At 40.0% G+C, this 19,337-nt stretch carries 14 protein-coding genes, 1 tRNA gene and 3 pseudogenes; 3 read left to right on the top strand and 15 right to left on the bottom strand.

Annotation, left to right across the window (positions count from 1 at the left end; genetic code table 11):
* Positions 1 to 188: 188 nt before the first annotated feature.
* From N824_RS27680 to N824_RS27640, 9 genes and pseudogenes are all read right to left on the bottom strand, one after another.
* Positions 189 to 1,172: a DUF5712 family protein gene (locus N824_RS27680; protein WP_306413944.1), complete on the bottom strand. Its 984-nt coding sequence runs from the start codon at positions 1,170 to 1,172 to the stop codon at positions 189 to 191.
* The gene (locus tag N824_RS27675; protein WP_152542475.1) at positions 1,172 to 1,720 is read right to left on the bottom strand and encodes a BfmA/BtgA family mobilization protein; all 549 of its coding nucleotides are present in this window, start codon (positions 1,718 to 1,720) and stop codon (positions 1,172 to 1,174) included. The genes N824_RS27680 and N824_RS27675 overlap by 1 nt, the downstream gene beginning before the upstream one ends.
* Before the next feature lie 326 nt (positions 1,721 to 2,046).
* Complete coding sequence (locus N824_RS27670; protein ID WP_235207340.1) at positions 2,047 to 2,349, bottom strand: hypothetical protein; 303 nt, start codon at positions 2,347 to 2,349, stop codon at positions 2,047 to 2,049.
* Positions 2,350 to 2,393: 44 nt separating this feature from the next.
* Positions 2,394 to 2,660, bottom strand: a complete 267-nt coding sequence (locus tag N824_RS27665; RefSeq protein WP_048908388.1) for a helix-turn-helix domain-containing protein — start codon at positions 2,658 to 2,660, stop codon at positions 2,394 to 2,396.
* A gap of 358 nt (positions 2,661 to 3,018) precedes the next feature.
* On the bottom strand, positions 3,019 to 3,783 hold the full coding sequence (locus N824_RS27660; protein WP_048908309.1) for a hypothetical protein: 765 nt from the start codon (positions 3,781 to 3,783) through the stop codon (positions 3,019 to 3,021).
* 1,101 nt (positions 3,784 to 4,884) lie between these two features.
* A pseudogene (locus N824_RS39380) lies at positions 4,885 to 6,111 on the bottom strand (site-specific integrase).
* Between the two features lie 249 nt (positions 6,112 to 6,360).
* Positions 6,361 to 6,434: transfer RNA gene (locus tag N824_RS27650), tRNA-Asp, on the bottom strand.
* A gap of 119 nt (positions 6,435 to 6,553) precedes the next feature.
* Positions 6,554 to 7,627 (bottom strand): peptide chain release factor 1, encoded by a 1,074-nt coding sequence (gene prfA / locus N824_RS27645; protein WP_048908307.1) that lies wholly within the window; start codon positions 7,625 to 7,627, stop codon positions 6,554 to 6,556.
* 134 nt (positions 7,628 to 7,761) lie between these two features.
* Positions 7,762 to 8,514, bottom strand: coding sequence for a UDP-2,3-diacylglucosamine diphosphatase (locus N824_RS27640; RefSeq protein ID WP_048908306.1), 753 nt, complete (start codon positions 8,512 to 8,514; stop codon positions 7,762 to 7,764).
* Positions 8,515 to 8,642: 128 nt separating this feature from the next.
* Between N824_RS27640 and N824_RS27635 the strand changes: the two genes are divergently transcribed.
* The gene (locus N824_RS27635; RefSeq protein WP_048908305.1) at positions 8,643 to 9,653 is read left to right on the top strand and encodes an NAD(P)/FAD-dependent oxidoreductase; all 1,011 of its coding nucleotides are present in this window, start codon (positions 8,643 to 8,645) and stop codon (positions 9,651 to 9,653) included.
* Between the two features lie 2 nt (positions 9,654 to 9,655).
* Positions 9,656 to 9,985 carry a 2Fe-2S iron-sulfur cluster-binding protein gene (locus tag N824_RS27630; protein WP_048908304.1) on the top strand — a complete coding sequence of 110 codons (330 nt, stop codon included), beginning with the start codon at positions 9,656 to 9,658 and terminating at the stop codon, positions 9,983 to 9,985.
* Positions 9,986 to 9,994: 9 nt separating this feature from the next.
* On the opposite strand, the gene N824_RS27625 is transcribed toward N824_RS27630, so the two are convergent.
* The 5 genes and pseudogenes from N824_RS27625 to N824_RS27605 all read right to left on the bottom strand — a co-directional run bounded on the left by N824_RS27625 (position 9,995) and on the right by N824_RS27605 (position 17,106).
* Positions 9,995 to 11,698 carry a S41 family peptidase gene (locus N824_RS27625; protein WP_048908303.1) on the bottom strand — a complete coding sequence of 568 codons (1,704 nt, stop codon included), beginning with the start codon at positions 11,696 to 11,698 and terminating at the stop codon, positions 9,995 to 9,997.
* Positions 11,699 to 11,817: 119 nt separating this feature from the next.
* On the bottom strand, positions 11,818 to 12,033 hold the full coding sequence (locus N824_RS27620) for a hypothetical protein (protein WP_048908302.1): 216 nt from the start codon (positions 12,031 to 12,033) through the stop codon (positions 11,818 to 11,820).
* A 94-nt stretch (positions 12,034 to 12,127) separates the two neighbouring features.
* Complete coding sequence (locus N824_RS27615) at positions 12,128 to 12,577, bottom strand: hypothetical protein (RefSeq protein ID WP_048908301.1); 450 nt, start codon at positions 12,575 to 12,577, stop codon at positions 12,128 to 12,130.
* Positions 12,578 to 12,588: 11 nt separating this feature from the next.
* Complete coding sequence (locus N824_RS27610; protein ID WP_048908300.1) at positions 12,589 to 14,046, bottom strand: SusD/RagB family nutrient-binding outer membrane lipoprotein; 1,458 nt, start codon at positions 14,044 to 14,046, stop codon at positions 12,589 to 12,591.
* Positions 14,047 to 14,055: 9 nt separating this feature from the next.
* Positions 14,056 to 17,106 (bottom strand): annotated as a pseudogene (locus N824_RS27605) (SusC/RagA family TonB-linked outer membrane protein).
* Between the two features lie 244 nt (positions 17,107 to 17,350).
* On the opposite strand from N824_RS27605, the gene N824_RS27595 reads away from it, so the two are divergent.
* Complete coding sequence (locus tag N824_RS27595; RefSeq protein ID WP_048908297.1) at positions 17,351 to 18,097, top strand: DeoR/GlpR family DNA-binding transcription regulator; 747 nt, start codon at positions 17,351 to 17,353, stop codon at positions 18,095 to 18,097.
* Here N824_RS27595 and N824_RS27590 read toward each other — a convergent pair.
* Positions 18,094 to 19,293 (bottom strand): annotated as a pseudogene (locus tag N824_RS27590) (anhydro-N-acetylmuramic acid kinase). The gene N824_RS27595 and the pseudogene N824_RS27590 sit on opposite strands and share 4 nt — an antisense overlap.
* Positions 19,294 to 19,337 lie beyond the last annotated feature (44 nt).

The following is a 19,337-nucleotide window of genomic DNA, read 5'->3' as shown; positions in this document are numbered from 1 at the left end:
ATTCAAAAAAGTGTTTACACTTTGCTTGACGGCCTGCAAATCATAGCTGTAATCAGGCACTCTTAATTTGGGATAGTTGGGCACCCTGGATTCCAGTACCCGTATTCTTTCTCCCTGCAATTTCAAATTGCTTTGAATCTCTTTCAGTTCGTTTTGTGACATAATCTATCATCCTTTATTATTAAAAATCACATTCTCATTTGGTAGGACGGCTCCTGGCCCTGCCCCTTCTTTTTCTTCTTTTTACGTTTCGGTTCCTGTGGAGCTGAGGAAACCCCAGGATTGTAAACGGGCTCTAACATGATATTCAGGAATTTGCCGACCGTTGACCCCACTGCTTCAAGCATATTTGCAGAGGTTTCAAACATTCCTTTAGATACATCCTGCACGAGTTCAAGCATCATGTTATTCGGATTATGATTTAGTGGCTCCCCGGCAGCCAAAGTGTCCAGCTGAATTTTTTGCGCTAAGGTTCCGTTCTTTTGAATGTTGGCATAAGCCATGGTATCTATCAACCCACGTTCAAATCCAAATTGTTTATCAAAAAGTGTCTCACCGCATTGTTTGAATGCGACGCGATCAAACTGTCCCATTTTTTTAGAGTGCTCCACGTTTCTTCCCCGGGAACTGTTCATCGGGCTTAACTTAATTTTATTGGTCCAATCTTTTCTGCTTACAATAACCTGGATATGCATTTGGTCTCCCAACTTAAGCTCACCACGCTTTTTTGTTCCATCCTTAACTTCCTTGTCTGTGTGCCCATAATACCTGTGATGTTCCAATTTGGCAAACCAAACTAAATCCTTACTGCTATTGATCCCAAGCCGGTTAAAGTTGCGGGCATATTCATCCATTACGTTAACTGTATATTTTTTGAGCATTTCAGACATTCCAGGTCCACCATATTTTTCCTTCAAATGCTTCAGTTCCTTTTGACTGGGACTGATATTGACCAGAAAAAACTTTGCATCATCTTTCCCGAGCTTGGCAATGTTATTGTCTATGGAGCTCCGAACTTCATAAGGCTCATAATGCCGGCCTGAATGATTGAACCAGCGCTCCGGATCTTGATCCATATATAACCGGTTTTCTTTCTCCAGGTAATTCACCAATTGTCCGCTACTTCCTTTGTTATCTGCGTGTTTATTATCTGTTATATTGGTATACATCATTATAGGCGTTTGATCTGGTTGCGGGTTATGGTCAGCAGTTGTTCCTTTTCCTTCCTGGAACCAATACTTGAAACGTTATCCCGGGCGGAGGCATAACTTTCTAAAATATCCAGGAACAGCCGTTTTAGGTTTTCCTTCTCATGAAGCTGAGTTACTATGTTTTTGTATTGAACCTCCAACTGATGTAGATACTGATTCTGCTGATTCAGCAATTTGGGTATCACTTCATTTTGTTTCAAAAGACCGTTGAATCCGTTTATCACTTTTTTTTGGGATTCAGTCATGCGTTCCATTTCCCGCTTGGCAGGAATGAGCAAGTCTGCTTCCTGAACCTTAATAAACCCTATGTACTCTTTGTGCTGTTTCAATAATGTGGTTTTCAGCAGATCATCATTGATGTCAAGGGGGTCTTTTTTGGTCCTGTAGAAATAATCTATCATTTGCAAGAAGACCTGACGCTTCGACCTGCCCAATTTCAGGGACAGCTTATCCAGCTTTAAACCCTCAGCTTCAGAGTATTTTATTGATCTTAATGTATCGTTACTCATACTAATGTTCCTCATTAAAAACTGCCAGATAATAAGTTAGCAAAGTGGTTGGCTATATAGCTGATTATCTGTATATGCAGCTATATAGCTATAATGCACCTCCCGGGAGGTGCACAAAACCCATCCTATTGCACTTCAGTGCACCCCAAGCACCCCTGGAGGGTGCTTCAAACCTCACTAGCGATAGCGTGGGGCGAGAAAGGTAGGGCTTTGCCCAACCTCCGCTCGCTCCTTTTTTTGAAGGAAAAAAGGACAATAAGCATATCGCATAACCCTCATAATCTGCTAAACTATATTGCTGTCGGTTCACCATTTCATTGGTTCATTCATTCATTTGTTATATATGGTGGCGAAGCATCCGAGTCATCGAATTGTTCCAGCCACCAAATCTGGCTTCCTAGCTGGGGATGATAACTTGGCTTATAACCGATATATTCCTTTTCTCTGAGTTCGCGGATGCACTTATGGTAAGTCGCTACCGATGCAATCTTAGCATATGTCATCAGCATCCTTCTATTCACCATAAATGGACTGACGAAAGCATTGCGCTGCCAGCAAATAAACAGGGCGGTGAATAAACTCATATGGGTTGCAAGCAATGAATTGTCTCTGCTCATTCTCTTAAGCACCGGCAAAAACCCTGTTAAGGGTGATGATTCAATATTTAGCATACTCATTTTAATCCTCCTTCCAGTAATAAATTAATATCCTCTACTTTATAATAAAGAATTGAACCAACTCTTGTATAGCGGAGTGTACCGTTAATTCGCAAATTTTGAAGTGTGCCGGCCGAAATGCCTAGTAATTTTCGTACCTCTTGGCTTTTGAGCCATTTCTTCCCCAAGTTCTGTTCAGGGTTAAGTATCGAACGGATCTCTCCGATGAGTTCATTTTTAAATTCCTTAAGGTCTTCCTTTGTAATTACTTCAATTGCTGTCATAGGCTCTCTGTTTTTTATAGTTAAAATTGCAAGTAGCATCTTCATTCGCTACCAATATCCCTAGTAGGGATAAATAAAGTTTGATTCCATCTTTCGGCTCATGCAATATGCAGGTAAACCAAAGTTCAAAATGGGTAGAAAATCAGGGAGTCCCTGCTTTTGTCCGAGCCGGCATTTAAACGGATTAGTGTTAAATCATACTACCTCCTTTCTTGGGTACCCAAAACTCGGCACTAATCAGGGGTATTTTTGACCAAAGGAACTCGGATGGTCATTTTTGAAGATAAAAAACAGCAAAATCAATTAGCGTTAATTGACTCGCAAACAAACTGGTAACAATAGAAATTAACCAGAAAGACTAAGGCTTTCGTCCCGAAATTTTGATATGGAACAACTTGAATTTTTCCTTAATGGGGGCATGTTTTATACCCGGATCACGTTTATCGCTGGGAAAATATCGGCGGATAGTATCATGCTTAATTTCCTGGTTGTCCTCCCTGAAAAACTTGCAGATCATTTTAGTCCAGGCGGCCTGTGTTTGAGAAAATACCAGTTCTCTGCCATCGGGCAACGTCAGTCCCTGCATTTGGAGCATTAAATCAAGCAATGTATCGCGGTACCCTTCCCGGATATTGATGTAGTCGCTGGTATCCAGTTGTTTGAATTCTTTGAGCAGATTCACCAGCGTCTTATTTTGGCTTTCCAGTTCAGTAATTTTGATTTGCTGTTTAGCAATTGTTGCATCGGCGGTCTCAGTAGAATTCCACAGATCGATAGATTTCAAGAACTCAATTACGGAGACCAAAGTATCCTTCATGACCAAATTCTCAGCATTTTTTTTGCTGTAGATAGAAAGCTTTTTTAACCTTTCTAGATCATCATTCGCTTCATCAAACAGGTATTTATGAAATTTGCTTTCCTCAGCATTTTTCTGAGTCGCCCTGTAATATTCCAGGTGATAATAGTAAAAGTCAGGAAAGCGACCTGCACCTATCTGAAATATCTTTCTAAGAACGAAGCGATTCAGTTGGTCTCTTCTCCAATGCTTATGCCAGGTGCCAATATCGAAAGTATTCGCGGAGAAGCTGAATTGTTTTCGGGGGCAAAAATATAATTCACTCATAAGGGCTATGATTTATACAAAAATACACAACCTTGGAAGGAATAACCMMRYWCYTSAGTTKRGRRSWYRNTNMTTCSKCNCMGRSRWSRTSYATTTTWSYMKMNAWTCNAKAKCMSWWWWGARWGMWKTATMYKWTWRMCYMMRAAARCMRYYMAKMWWMMMSGCCAMTRNAAAAASRSYRSYSYWWWWAMARTGRMMTNTWTYWWMWWSWWATMYATYTYCTNACKTANNCNTTTCCTSACGTANNWTCMKCASRYAMTCMRNASANASTYYWRCAAKTTTTNNGNCWRWWWWWYCSTCKGNAANNARRYYCWMRRSAAWCWGGTNNTYAWWMYWWWCYKGTGWWTMTKCYKYTCCYNTKTWTMTRMMGSWMSNCTYTTTMTWMWKKAARWMWYKTKCTTMYTKAMWRMATRNGCTTNNTRAYWRMNAKWGSTTYAANNTRARTWNGYRRYTSMACAWRWRTWCGCAWNNNCTKMAMAWATWTANCKCNTTWRCWKMWMAYMTTYAWCNCKTWRNAGCTMAYYTNNTYAACMRNTGRSCTRWWYTGMYNARSWWTGGCNCNTSWRMTSCMAGGTTTNGCNCANNARATNCCAAGSNTNTTGNCCWMWRKAYYAMSCRWAYKRASSWMTRGATKRYMSKNNCKRMSKMWKASATGSKARNCWGNCNCTGAYATNNGYRWWYAKSMTGMNTAKTWKYAWTTNTSAKSMGKANGYRYCAMTTTNAKCMSGAAGSRNNAMWYWAYMMMKWRKKWWAWSRRCMWMYYGTWTTNTRSGCMTSMNGYANTTAYGCNATRMKCAKYMWKNTMKRYWCANCCANTTCKKTWNCAYCWNTTSWYYTKSAWCTYYNACCTGRARCWCMNAMSTGWNASCACNAKAAKYNGTYACCAYYWKNAAKSARTCASSWTTYNTTWMSSWRKYRKGYTKCMWNTYMYCKGGYNGTKCTKCNNGYYWTYKRKSAKWTCTWNGCYYNNTAWGATRTCTWKSMYNNTAASANGKCWWWGNTAATWWCNAGGYWWWSTWNTKWYSASSTTKTCWTNNTGANTGRMNTTGTCWTWYTKNASWSGMTTGNTCYKWYWTKNGMMKYWKGCTSMGAMWTKKNCNWTTAGNGCTGASNANNTWTCMKWTMSMRCTKWCWTATCARRNNCAWCTTTNCWTANNTCWNGSRTCKTTNCWKAWATCKGKRTSSYYCWGNATMTYGSTRWSMCYYWSSATMKKRMTGWCAYTKKCRAKWGKAAYNGTYRTYNGCAANNGTRTRMCWGKYRNTMKSAAAYGTAWGSYNTKKYWWKATGMMNNGYANAKGTSTKYKWNTKMTKYYRSATATGYSTKCNAYTTYYTKKWKAYWKGCGTTCATTTTCTGGTTACTGGCAATAGGCAAGACCCGTTCGCTATCCTCTACCTGTGGATGCTCCACATATTTTTCCAATATTTCAGCTGCGATAGGAAGCAGCGGAATATGAGTTGAAATTTTCGTCTTGTGCCTGTTCTTTAAAATCCACATGGTTCCATCAACCCCTTTCCTGACTTCTGATTTAGTCAGTTCCCGAACATCGATAAAACTCAATCCCGTATAGCAACAGAATAAAAAAGCATCACTTACCACCCGAAGTCTTGCAATAGCAAACTCTTTGTTATAAAGTTCTGAAAGTTCATCCGGTTCAAGTACGACCCGGTTTACTTTTTTGATCTTGTTACGGTGGCCAACGAAAGGATCAAAGGTGATCCAGCGGTTTGCTAAACAAATGCGTATCACCTTACCCAGATTTTTCAGATGCTTGACTGCGGCATTATTTGCACAGTTACAGGTAGCTCTTAAATAGAAATCAAACTCAGTAATGAAATGGTAATCCACCTTTGAAACAGCCAGGTCTGAAACCTTATATCTGGCTTTTAGAAAAGATTTGATGTGTTTTAGGGTAGTGTTGTACTTTGTTAGGGTGCCCTTGGTAAAGTCCTTACCTATTAATGCTTCCACCTTGTCGTTGTGATCCTGAAAAGCTACAACCAGGTTGTGCGGTGTTTCCTCAAACCCAAAATATTTGTTTTTGATGGTTTGAACAGATACATCCTTGCCCTCAATAACCAATTCCGTGTGGATCTGATCTATCTGCTTCTCTAAAGTAAACAGATAATGGTTAAAAGTCTTCACTTCCTCTTTATTGCCTGTCATCCTGTTGGCCTTTGCATTCCATCGTGCAGGATCACAACTCTTACCGGAAGTAAAGTCCGTTCTGAGGCCATCAACTGTGATTCTCAAGTAAATGGGCATCGGGCCAGAAGTGTAATTTTTTGGTTTCTTCAAATAGAAGAGGGTACTAACATTGTTTTTCATCATTTTACAGATTAAAAAGTAAACAAAATTAGCATTGCAACACTAAACTATCAAGACGTTCATTGATTGAAGTAGTTGATAATCAATTAATTATAACCATTCTGGTGAGTCATGTCATCCGACAGGGTGACTCACCGAATTCTCCCTTTACAGAGGAGAATAAATGAACCATTCGGGGACTTTTTGAAAACAAAAAAGCCTGCTATCGTATGATTTGCAGGCTTTCGTTAGTCTTTAAGACCTTTTGAGCGGACCGGACGGGACTCGAACCCGCGACCTCCGCCGTGACAGGGCGGCATTCTAACCAGCTGAACTACCGGTCCGTTTTCCCTATTTTCGTTTCGTTGTTTCGTTTCGGGATTGCAAATATAGCGCCTTTATTTAACTTTGCAACATTTATTTTAAAATAGTTATAACTCCTTAATTCTCTGAGAATTATTTTTTAGATCACAGATCCCTCTTTCATTTTCTCTGCATTCTCAGCAAATTGTAAAGCATCAATTAGCTCCTGAACACCTCCATCCATCACTCCACTTAGGTTATAAAGCGTTAAACCAATGCGGTGATCCGTTACCCTTCCCTGCGGATAGTTGTACGTTCTGATCTTCGCTGAGCGGTCACCAGTCGAAACCATAGTCTTACGTCTGGCAGCAATATCACCATTCTTCTTCTGCAATTCAATATCGTATAACTTACTACGAAGCATCTCCATTGCAATAACTCTGTTTCCTAGCTGAGAACGTTCCTGCTGACAAACTACTACAATACCGGAAGGCCTATGCGTTAACTGAACCTTAGTTTCAACCTTATTTACGTTCTGTCCACCCGCACCACCAGATCTGGAGGTTTGCAAATCAATATCTGCCGGATTAATGTAAAGGTCTATCTCCTCAGCTTCAGGCAAAACAGCTACGGATGCAGCCGAGGTATGAACACGTCCCTGAGTTTCTGTGTCCGGTACACGTTGAACCCTGTGTACTCCCGACTCATACTTTAACTGCCCATAAACATCTTCTCCGCTTACTTTCAAGATTACCTCTTTGTATCCACCAGCAGTACCTTCGGTTACATCTACTGTTTCTACTTTCCATCCCTTTTGTTCAAAGAAACGGCTATACATTCTATATAAGTCACCGGCAAACAAAGCCGCTTCATCACCACCGGTACCACCTCTAATCTCAAACACGGCATTCTTTGCATCCTCGGGATCTACAGGGATAAGCATCAAACGAACTTTCTCTTCTAGTTCTTCCTGTTGTACCAATAACAAGTCAAGCTCTTCTTTAGCCATCTCACGCATTTCAGGATCTTTCTCGGTACTCAAGATTTCTTTATTTGCGTCAATGTTGCTCATTACATTCTTGTAGACTTTATACTCTTCTACAATTTTACCTAAATCTTTATACTCTTTATTTAAAGCCGCAAAACGCTTCATATCCTGCATGGTATCAGGATTACTTAACTGCTCCTCAACATCTTCCCAACGCAGTTTAATTGCTTCTAATTTCTCTAACATATTCTTTTATTTCAGAAACTTTATAATTGTACCGTTAGCAACAAATAACACAACCTGTTTGTTAACAGCATCTTTTATCCAGATAACGATTTTTTATTCGGGCAGCAAAAATACGGCTTTTTCAGTTAACGACACTATAAATTTTTATCAGTAAAATATTTAAGGCTCAGCACATCGCCATCAAAAACAGCATATGAATTATAGGTAATCCATTCGCCCAGGTTCACATACTTAGTTCCGCCACCTAAATCCAGATCTAAAGGCAAGTGTCTATGTCCAAAAACAAAAAAATCGTAATGCTGTTTTACCATTTGCTCTTTAGCATATATGGCCAGCCATTCATTTTCAATGCCTTCAAAAACTTCCACATTGCTACTGGCTGCCCTGCTGCTTCTAGACCACCCGTTTGCTATTCCCATTCCAATTCTAGGTGGCACCATTGAAAAGAGCCAGCGGCAAACCGGATTTCTAAAGATTTTCCTCAGCATCTTATATTTTTGGTCGCCGGGCCCTAGTCCGTCACCATGATGTAAAAAGAACCTTTTCCCATTTCTTTCAATTACAAGTTCGTCACTTATAATTTCAATCCCCATTTCCTTTGTGAAATAGTCGTTAACCCACATATCATGGTTGCCCTTAAAAAAATAGACCTTAATCCCTGCGTCTGTCATAGCGGCCAGTTTCCCCTGCAGGCGAATAAACCCTTTAGGTACCACAGTACTATATTCAAACCAGAAATCAAAAACATCCCCCATCAGGAAAAGTTCGTTACATGTGGGCTCAATGGCGTTTAACCAATGAAGAATGCGATCTTCCCGCTTACGACTTTCAAAAAAATCCGGAGAGCCTAAATGAAAATCAGAGGCAAAATATATGTTCTTATTCATCAATAAAACAAAGATAAGTAAAATATTAGCTCACTTTGTTGTCATAAGTTCTACGGAGTATCTAGATTATTTATAAATAGCATCGATATTATAACAAAAGTTTGTAAATTCGCACAAATTTTAAACACATGATTTCTACTGATATAGCCATAATTGGCGCCGGACCCGTAGGTTTATTTGCAATTTTTGAAGCAGGACTATTAAAAATGCGCTGCCATTTAATTGATTATTTACCGCAGGTGGGTGGTCAATTGTCTGAAATATATCCTAAAAAACCTATATACGACATCCCGGGCTACCCAACAGTATTGGCTCAGGAGCTTATAGATAACCTAATGGAGCAGGGAAAACCTTTCCACCCTGGTTTCACTTTAGGCGAGCGTATAGAAGGATTAGAGAAACGTGGAGAAGGTGATTTTGTGCTTACTACAAACATGGGTACTATTATAGAATCTAAAGTTGTGGTAATTGCCGGAGGTTTAGGTTGCTTTGAGCCTCGTAAACCGGCGGTATCTGGTTTAGAACAATTCGAAAACGGAAGAGGTGTAAACTATATGATTCTTGATCCGGAGCAATACCGTGGTCAGAAAATGGTGATTGCAGGTGGTGGTGACTCTGCCCTTGACTGGACTATATTTTTAGCCGACATCGTAGATGAATTAACTTTAGTACACCGCAGCGAAAGCTTCCGTGGCGCACCAGATTCCGTAAACAAAGTAATGGCATTAGCTGAAAGCGGTCGCATAAACCTTGTTTTAAACAGCAATCTAAATTCGGTATCCGGAAACGGAAAACTGGAAACTGTAGAGCTTATTCACAATAAGAGCTTAGAAACTACCGCAGTAGCTGCAGATCATTTAATTCCTTTATTCGGTTTAAGCCCTAAGTTAGGCCCTATTGAGCAATGGAACTTAAACATCAACAAAAGCGCTATAGAAGTTAATACCGACGATTATTCAACAAACGTACCCGGCATTTATGCTATTGGTGATATCAATACTTACACTAACAAATTAAAACTGATTCTTTGTGGATTCCACGAAGCTGCGTTAATGAGCCATAGTGCATACCAATACATGAACCCAGGTGTTAAATACACCATGAAATACACCACTGTAAACGGCGTATCAGAATTTTAAGCATGGAAGACAATAACATTACCCTACACGTACAAAACCCTGATGGCAGCTTAACTACTCTTGAGGCCCCTGTAGATATGGGATTAAGCTTAATGGAGTACCTTAAAGCTTGCGAATATGATATTCTTGCAACCTGCGGCGGCATGGCCTTATGCGCTACCTGCTGTGTAGATGTACTTGAAGGAGAAGATAAGCTAAATGAAATGACAGATGACGAGTATGCAATGCTTGATACTTTACCGGATGTACTTCCAAACTCAAGACTTGCCTGCCAGCTTCAACTAAACCCTGCTATGGATGGTTTAGTTGTTAAGCTACATCATGCTGAATAAAAAAGATCTTTAGTTTTCTGCTGTTGATATTGCTGCAATCGTTTTGGTGGGGCTGCCTATAGTTTTATATTCACCCTCACCTTTTAATACCGCTAGCATTTTAGTGGAGTTGCCTAACAACGCTTTAGCTGCCTGAAGCTCCTTGTCGTATTGGAATGCCTGAATAACCTTACCCTTCTCGTAATAATAACGGCTTACGATCTGCGTCTCTAAAACACGTTTTATTTCGGCTTTATAGGTGATAAGATCAGTTTTTTTAGCGCCAAGCATCTTATCCTTTAAATCATCCAGATCTACCTTAACAATACTCAATTTATTCTCTTTTTCGGCCTCATCTCGCAAATCAGACAACAAACGTTCAGTACGTGAAGCATATGAATAATCGTTACCATCTAATGAAGCTACAAATTGATTGTAATCGTTATCTGTCAATTGGAAATTAGCCGCAGGTGCAATAGTTTTATTTTTCTTTTTATAGTCATTGGCATAGTCAAAAAACAGGTTTTTGCTCATAATAGACATGGTAATGGGACTTGGCCTGCTCGAGTTCACCACCACGTCAGGATAAACCCCGTTTCCATCATAAACGCTTCTGCCTGCACTGGTATTAAACTTATGAGATAGCGAATCCGCAAACTTCAGTGTTTTCCCGTTTGCATCTTTATGCGCATAATCAAGGGCTTGAATACAGCGGCCAGATGGCGTATAATACTTAGCCACCGTAACCTTCACCAGGCTATTGTAAGGCAAATTAAAGGTTTGTTGTACCAATCCTTTACCAAAGCTTCGCTGACCGACAATAATCGCTCTGTCGAGATCCTGCAATGATCCTGCAACAATCTCTGATGCCGAAGCTGAGGAACTACCTACTAGCACTACCAGTGGCATATTCAACAGTAAAGGCTCAGTCAGGGTTTTATAAACAATGGTTTTTTGTGGATTCCGGCCCTTTTGTGTAACAACCAACACATCTCTGTTTACAAAGAGGTTAACTATTTTAACTGCTTCCTGCAAAATACCTCCGCCATTATACCTTAAATCAAGGATCATTCCTTTTGGCTGCTGTTTATTTAATGCAATTGCAGCATCCTTTACCTCCTGAGCAGAATTTTCAAGAAATTTATCTAAACGGATGTAAGCAATATTATCTTCCGTCATACCAGAATAGGGTACATTAGGTTGCTTAATCTCATCACGCACCAGTTTCTTAGTGATCACAGAACCGTCTCTTATAATCAACATATCTACTGTAGACCCTTTGGGACCACGCAACAATTGGCTGATCTGATTACGATCTTTCCCCTTTACCTCATTGCCATTTATCTTCACCAACTGATCTCCGGGTTTTACATCCTGCTTATCTGCCGGATATCCTTCAACTACTTCATTTACAAACAGCTTACCTTCAATAGAAACCGTGCTGGCACCAATACCACCGTATTGCGTGCTCACATACTTTAATTTATAATCTTCAATTTCAGATTCCGGAATGTATTCGGTGTAAGGATCTAGATTTTCCAGCATCGCATCGATGCTGTTTCGCATCAAATCAGATGGGTTGGTCTCCTCCACATAATTGATGGCAATCTCTTTATATAAAGAGGCGAAGATGTCCAGATTTTTAGAAACCTGAAACAAGTCCTCTTTAAAAGACCATGTTAAAGAAGCGAAAGCTATAAGCGCAAAAACGGCAGCTAGTTTATATTGTTTCATCGTTCACCAATCTGTTTAATGGTAAACTTACAAATAAAAACACTCCAAAAAAATCCAATATTGGATTTTAAATACAATTCAAAGCCTGGGAGAGCTTCCCATAAAGAAATGAAGGAAAGTTAAAGTCTGTTCCCATCAGGATCAGCCAGGGCCTTTTTTATGGTAAATTCAACATATTCTCTGTCTCTTTTAACCAAATCCATAAGCTGTTGTACAAGCTGATCTTCTTGTCCCGGAGCAAAAGAAAGATTTACTTGCGCCAAATCACGATATTTTCTTAAAAATTTAATTTTAACCTTTTGCCAGGTTTCAGGAGTAAGAGTAAAACTTGCCATAAATAAATACTTTAGCGCAAAAGTATGAAAATAAGAGATATCTCAGCAATAAAAAATCCCCGGTCATACAACCGGGGACTAACGAGAGATTACATTATTGGATTTTAAGAGTCAGTGTAGCTTTTTTAGTGAGGGTATTCTTATTAACCACCTCTATTTCCATAACCACAGAAGTGCCTTTTGCTAAATCACCAGGAACCTGATAACCAAGCAATAAAGAGTCTGTCCGGCTAACTGAAGAATACGCTTTTTGATAAGGAATGGTCGAAACAAGTGCCTGAGCATTTGCGCCTACAGTTGATCTTAGATTGATTTTATCAATTTGATCATCAGACCAATATCTCAGGTCCAACTGTACATTAGTTCCTGCCGCTACATTGGTAGTTTGCGGAGGTTTAACCGTAAATCCTGCCACTACAGGTACCTTCCCAATAATTGTAATATTATCTTTTAGCCATTGGTCCGGATCATTCTTCTTGCATGCCGAAAACACGATCATGGCAGTAAAAGCAGCTATAAAGAGTTTTGATATTTTATTTTTCATATCCTTCAATATTAATTAAACAACCATAATTTCACAGCCTGATTGGCTACCTGAGGAACATTTGGATTTCTCCCCGGCTCATTATCCGCATATTTTGCACGCTGCACGTAGCTTGTGCCCAATAGATTCTTAAATGGTGGAACTAAACCAGGATATATGGTATTACTATATTGATATCTTCTCATATCTGTCCAGGTTTCCATTTGCAGGAATAGCGCAATGTACTTTTGCAACATCACATCAGTAAGCGTTAAATTAGCAGAGCCTTTGCTGATTAGCGGATCATTAACATATTTATTAATATCATCCGTTCCGACGCCCAACTTCTGCATGTTACCCTTAATTCCGTTTAAGTATGCCGTATAGGCGCCTTCTTTGTTGGTCGCAAATAGTGCTTCAGCTCTTATGAACTGAACCTCGGCATATGTCAATATAGGCACAGGGGATGTTCTTGCACCATAAAAGGTTTTTTCAGTGATATCGCTATTGGCCAAGTTAGCTCCCTGTTGGGTACTCAAGGCGCCAACTGGTCTGCCGATATAAGTGGCTGCGCCAGCATTATCAAACAATTTCGGCAACCTTGGATCGATAAGTGCGTTAAAATACCCCGTTCCATTCATTAAATTAACCATAAAATAAGAAGGGCGGTGTTGTTTTGAGGCAATGGCAGGCTGACCAAGGTTGGTATACCAAGGGCTGGGTTTATCCTGAGTATATTTTACCTGCAAATCGGCTGTTCCGGTAACATCATCGATAGCCAGGGCAGCATCGTCAGCCGCTTTAAGTGCATTTGATGGGTCTTTAGTAGATAAATTGATGTAATACCGGGCTCTTGCACCATATGCCGCCTTTTTCCAGCTGGCAATTACACCTTTAAAAGCCAGGTCAGTAGCACCAACCTGTAATGCTGTATTTGTTGGCACCGGCTTATTCAAATCGGCTATTGCTCCGTCTAAAAGCTCTTTTAACGATACAGTGTATATATCTTGTTGCTTATCATAGGTCGGACTAGGAACTGAAGGTCCTTTAAAAGCCTCTTTGTATGGCAAATCGCCCCATAGATCTGTACACTGCATTAAATTTAAAGCAAGTAATAGCTTTCCAATACCCGCATATTGAGGAGCACCAGACACTTCCGATCTTTGGATAAGATCCTTTAAATTAGGCATTGCGTCCCTATAGGCAGATTCCCATATGTTATCAAACCCATACGGATTATACGAATCTATATTTGCCTCGTATGCATTAAATCCGGCAAGGTATTGCGGATAGGCATTACCATATTGGCCTGCATTAAAAAACGAGGTTGCCGTAAATTGAATTGTTGAGGCCAGCAAGCCCGAAATGGTTGCCTGTTCTGGCGTCAGTCTCGATGGATCATCATTAATGTCCAGCTGTTTCTTACATGCCCCCAATATTACAGAAGCAGTAAGTAGTGCGACAAAAACTTTAAAACTTATATTTTTCATAACTGAATCTTAGAAATTAACATTTAAACCAAGGAATATACTTCTGGTCGTTGGCACACCAGTACCTACATATCCAACAGAATTTGAACCTGCTCCATAAGCGCTTGCTTCAGGATCAAACCCAATAAAAGGAGTGCTTAACCACAAGTTATTTGCCGTTGCAGAAATTGATGCCGACTTAATAAAACTTTTGTTCAGCCAGCTTTTTGGCAATTCGTAAGACAAGGACACATTCTGCAACCTAATCCATGAAGCATCCTGGAATCCATTATTTTCAGGCGCCAGTTTGTATGGGAAGCTGTTCGCATAAAAAAGCTGATCGATAACCACTTGTTTATCATTTGGCGCATATATGGGAGCCTCCGGTGTTCCGATGTTTTTCACTCCTTTAAATATTACCTGTGTATCTCTGATTTGTGTTTCGGCACCTATACCAGTAGAAAATCTTTGTGTTTTAGGAATATCAAATACATCGCCACCCCTTCTAAAGTTAAACATGAACGAGAAGGTTATTCCTTTATATGCTAAGGTACTGCCCAAACCACCGGTCCAGTCCGGATATGCATTACCAATCAGGTAGTTGTTAGATAACGGCTGAGGAATAATCGGATATCCATCAGCACCGATAACCAGCTGCCCGTTATACTCACTATTCTGGTCTGTAACACGGGTATATGGCCAGCCGTACCAATCACCTGGCCTTCCACCTGTTTTTATAATTTGTTTTACCCATGGACTCTCAGGGTTGAACTGGATTTCATTTACTCCCGGAGGCATAGAAAGCACCCTTCCTTTTGTGCGCGACCAATTTGCACTTACATCCCATTTAAAGTCATCACTTTTAACGACTGTTGCTGTTAACAAAAACTCTAAAGATTTATTTCTAATCTTTCCGGCATTGGTTACAAAAATATCATAGCCTGATGCATAACTAATAGGAACAGGTACAATCTGGTCAATACTGTTCAGAATTGCATAGTTTGCATCTAAAGTTAATCGACTTTTAAAGAAGTGAAACTCACCCCCTACCTCTAATCCTTTTGTTCTTTCAGGACGTAAAGATTCAGAACCAATTCTAATGTCACGTCGTACACCACTCACACCATCAAATGCAGCCAATGTAGAGTAATACTCACCTATCTGATAAGGATCGGCATCTTTACCCACCTCCGCATACGAAAGCCTTAACTTACCGAAGTTAAATATGTCGTTTTGCTGCAAGCCCAAAGTCTCTGTAAATACATATGATAGGCTGGTCGACGGATAAAAGAATGAGCGGTTACTCTGCGGTAAGGTAGATGACCAGTCATTTCTTCCTGTTACACTTAAGAAAACAGTATTGTCGTAACTCACATTCAAATCACCAAAAATACCGATGATATTCTTTTTACCCGGATAAGTTAAAGTAGTATATACATTATAGTTATTAATACTCTCTACATTAGGAACAACCGCCTGAGCGCCATTAAGAGAGAGGTTGGTTCTGTTAATATGGGTATAGGAATGACCTAATAAGAAGTTTACCAGCCACTTCTCGCCAAACTGTTTGCTTGCTCTGGCGTAGAAATTAGAATTCACCTCGCTATAGCTAATCCTTTGCTCGGTCATAGACCCCAGCGTACTGATCAGCAATCCTTTTTCATTATAAATCTGTCTGAAATCGGTGTAATTGTCAATACCGGCTTTATAGTTAAACGTTAACCAGTCGTTCGCTTTAAACTCTGCTCCCAAATTTCCTATTACCCTGTTTACATTATCCTTTAAAAAGGCATTTTCAGTAAAATAGAATGGGTTTTGAATAGAGGCATTGTACGTTTTCTCAGTTCCATCCGGATTTAAGTAGTCTGCAGGGTCAACGGTATTGGTGTGGCGCATCAAATAAAATATGGTACCAGAGGTGATACCAGTACGAGGATTTTTACCGCCGGAATTAATATAATTTGCAGATCCTTCAAACTTGAATTTTTCTGAGGCCTTTAATGTTCCCGAAAGTCTGATGGATGTTTTGCCATAATCAGAATTCGGCACAACGCCCTTTTGTTCTGAGTTCGAAATTGAAGTAAAATAAGTAGCATTGTCATTTCCCCCGCTAAAAGTAAAGGAATTCTGTGTTTGATGCCCTGTTTTAAAGAACACATCGTAAGGGTTATAAACGGGTATACCGCTTTCAATTTTTGGCCCCCAGCTGTTTACACTCGGCACATATGCTCCACCGTTACCATTACCATAGGTCGTTTGTATTGGAGGTGTCTTTGTTACGTCGTCAAAACTAACGGAACTTTTAAAATTAAAGCTTGGTTTACCAGACTTACCTGNANYTWAGNTMGKAANGATGATGGCACCGTTGGCAGCCCTTAAACCATATAATACAGAGGCAGCTGGCCCCTTAAGGATGGTCATTGTTTCAATATCCTCCGGATTTATATCACCAGCACGGTTAGGGTTTTGAAAGTTATCACTGTTAATACCAATTAAATCAGTACTGTTGGAAATAGGAATGCCATCAACAACAAACAATGGCTGATTATCGGCCGAAGGGTTCAAAGAGTTAATTCCTCTGATCTGAACTCTTGTACCTGAACCTGCAGCACCACCGGAGCTTGTAATTTGAACACCGGACGCTTTCCCCTTTAACGCGTTTAGTACGTTAGACTGGTTAGTGTTTGTAATATCCGCAGCCTTAATGTCCTGAGTTGCGTACCCTAAGGATCTTTTCTGTTGTTTAATGCCAAGAGCGGTAACCACAACCTCACTTAGTGCTTTTGAGTCTGGAACCATGGCAACATCCAATGTTGTTGTGCTGCCCACAGTTTTCTCTTGCGTGACCATACTCACATAAGAAAAAACCAGCACATCATTTGTGTTGGCGTTAATACTGTACCCCCCGTTATTAGCGGTTTGAACAACGGTAGACGTTCCTTTAATTTTTACGGAAACGCCTGGGATGGGAAGCCCATCTTCAGTTGAGGTGACTTTACCTGTAATCGTTTTTTGCTGGGCAAATGTTTGGGAAATTAGCAAAAAACCAACTGTAATAAACAGAAGTAGTTTTTTTTTCATGAACGATAGTTTGGTTAATAAATTTAAGTTCTCGTTTGGCTATTTGCGGGGAAATACGGTTTTTCAAAACACGCAATTACACGCAAAAAATCAAACCTCTAGTAAATATCATAAATGTTTTTCACTTATTTACAAAATAAACAACTATTTCATTCTTGTTACACAAATCAATATTGCACAAACCTGCATAAACCCGCATTAAATTATTAATCGTTTTTTGTTACTTTAGTCAAAAATTAAACAGATGCTGAAAAAAGAGAGACATGATTTTGTGATGAGGCAAATTAACTTGCACAATCGCGTTCTTACCTCAGACCTTGTTCAGTTGCTGAATGTTTCTGAGGATACCATCAGGCGCGACCTCCAGGAATTATCGGACAACAACAAGCTCTTCAAGGTTCACGGTGGCGCATTGTCAAAATCTTACCAATCTTCTTTTGATGATAGTTCAGTGTATGCAAAGGACGCAAAGATCAGTATCGCCAAAAAAGCCATTTCCCTGATAAAGGATGGAATGGTTGTTTTAACTGGCGGAGGAACCACCATAATTGAAGTGGCCAAGCTTCTTCCAGAGAATTTACATGCCACTTTTTTTACCATTAGCCCTTTTGTAGCGATTGAACTGGCCAAATATGCAAAGATAGAGGTGATCCTTATTGGAGGTTTGTTCTCAAAGAATTCACAGGTAACTTACGGTGGGCATGTGATCAATCAGTTGTCGGAAATCAGTGCCGACCTTTGTTTGCTGGGAACAAGTGCACTTCATCCGACCGATGGCTTAACAGATACGGACTGGGAAATTAATCAGCTTAAAAAAACGATGCTTAACTTTTCAAAAAGAACTGCAGTACTTTGCATCTCCGAAAAGCTAGACATATCATTAAGGCTTAAAGTAGCTGCCCTGGAGAATATAGACTATTTGGTTACCGAGCTCCCTGCAGACGATGTAACCTTAAATGCTTACCATCGTAAAAACCTGCAGATTCTTTAAAAAGGCAAACAGATTTTACCCATACAAATTGATGGAACACCCGCCCTATCGCCAAAATTGATGGCAGTGCCCGTTAATGTTTCATTAGCCAATACGGCAAACAGAACAGCTTCTTTAGCATCCGGATTTATTTGCAGGTCTTCCGTGGTATAAAACCTGGCATTGGGCAATCCGTCTTTAAGCTGCTTTACAAGCAATGGGTTATGCATACCACCCCCGCTCATGTATATAGATGGTTTTTGGTTGTCGCCAAAGCATTTTTCAATGGCATCAACAATAACCTGAGCGGTAAAACTGCATAGGGTTGCCATTACATCTTCATTATTAAGGCTGCTGGTTTTTGATCGCTCCTGTGCAGCCTTTAAATACCTCAGATTAAACAATTCCGGTCCTGTTGTTTTGGGAAACTGTGCAGCTAAAAAATCTGATTGCATCAATTCCTTAAGCAATGCAGCACTCACTACACCCACTTTAGCTATTGAAGCATTTTGATCAAAATATAGACCTTCATAATGATGCTGAACAAATTGGTCCATCAACGTATTCCCTGGACCAACATCTGTAGAAAACACCTTTGCGGCATCATTATCACCTGGCAGATAAGTAAAATTGGCTATCCCTCCTATATTTAACATTACCCGATCTTCTCCCTTTTCAGAAAACAGCAGATAATCGCCATATACGGCCAGTGGCGCGCCTTCACCACCAGCTGCAATATGCTTTTGTCGAAAATCGCATAGGGTAACAATACCTGTTTTTACGGCAATATGATCTCCATCTCCTATTTGCAAAGTCCCATTCGGATAATTAGACAACTTGTGCAAAGAAGCCGGTGCATGAAAAATAGTTTGTCCGTGACTTGCAATTACATCAACATCCTCAGGCTTTAATTCCCACGATTCAATAGCCTTTAAAATCATCTCTGCATGGACTAATCCTATTTTTTCATTCATTAGGCAAACCATTTGCAGGTCTGCATCTTTTCTGGAAAATATCGCTTTAACCTCTGCTTTAAAAGCATTASAMTMWKKMMCYGYTTTAAAATTCTTAACCTTAACCTTAGTTGCTGCACCGTTTCCGCTAATACTGCAAAGGGCAATATCCAATCCATCAAGTGAAGTGCCCGACATTAATCCGATTATTACTCTTTCCTTTTTCTCAATGGTCTGAAAAAGTCTGCTCCAGTTAACATTCATAGTTAAAATTTTGTATCCGCAAGATATTAAATCCTCACATGATT

The sequence above is a fragment of the Pedobacter sp. V48 genome (genome assembly GCF_000523515.1).
GTDB lineage: Bacteria > Bacteroidota > Bacteroidia > Sphingobacteriales > Sphingobacteriaceae > Pedobacter.
The sequence above is the reverse complement of the archived record's forward strand: the minus strand, read 5'-3'. Positions and strand labels throughout refer to the sequence as shown.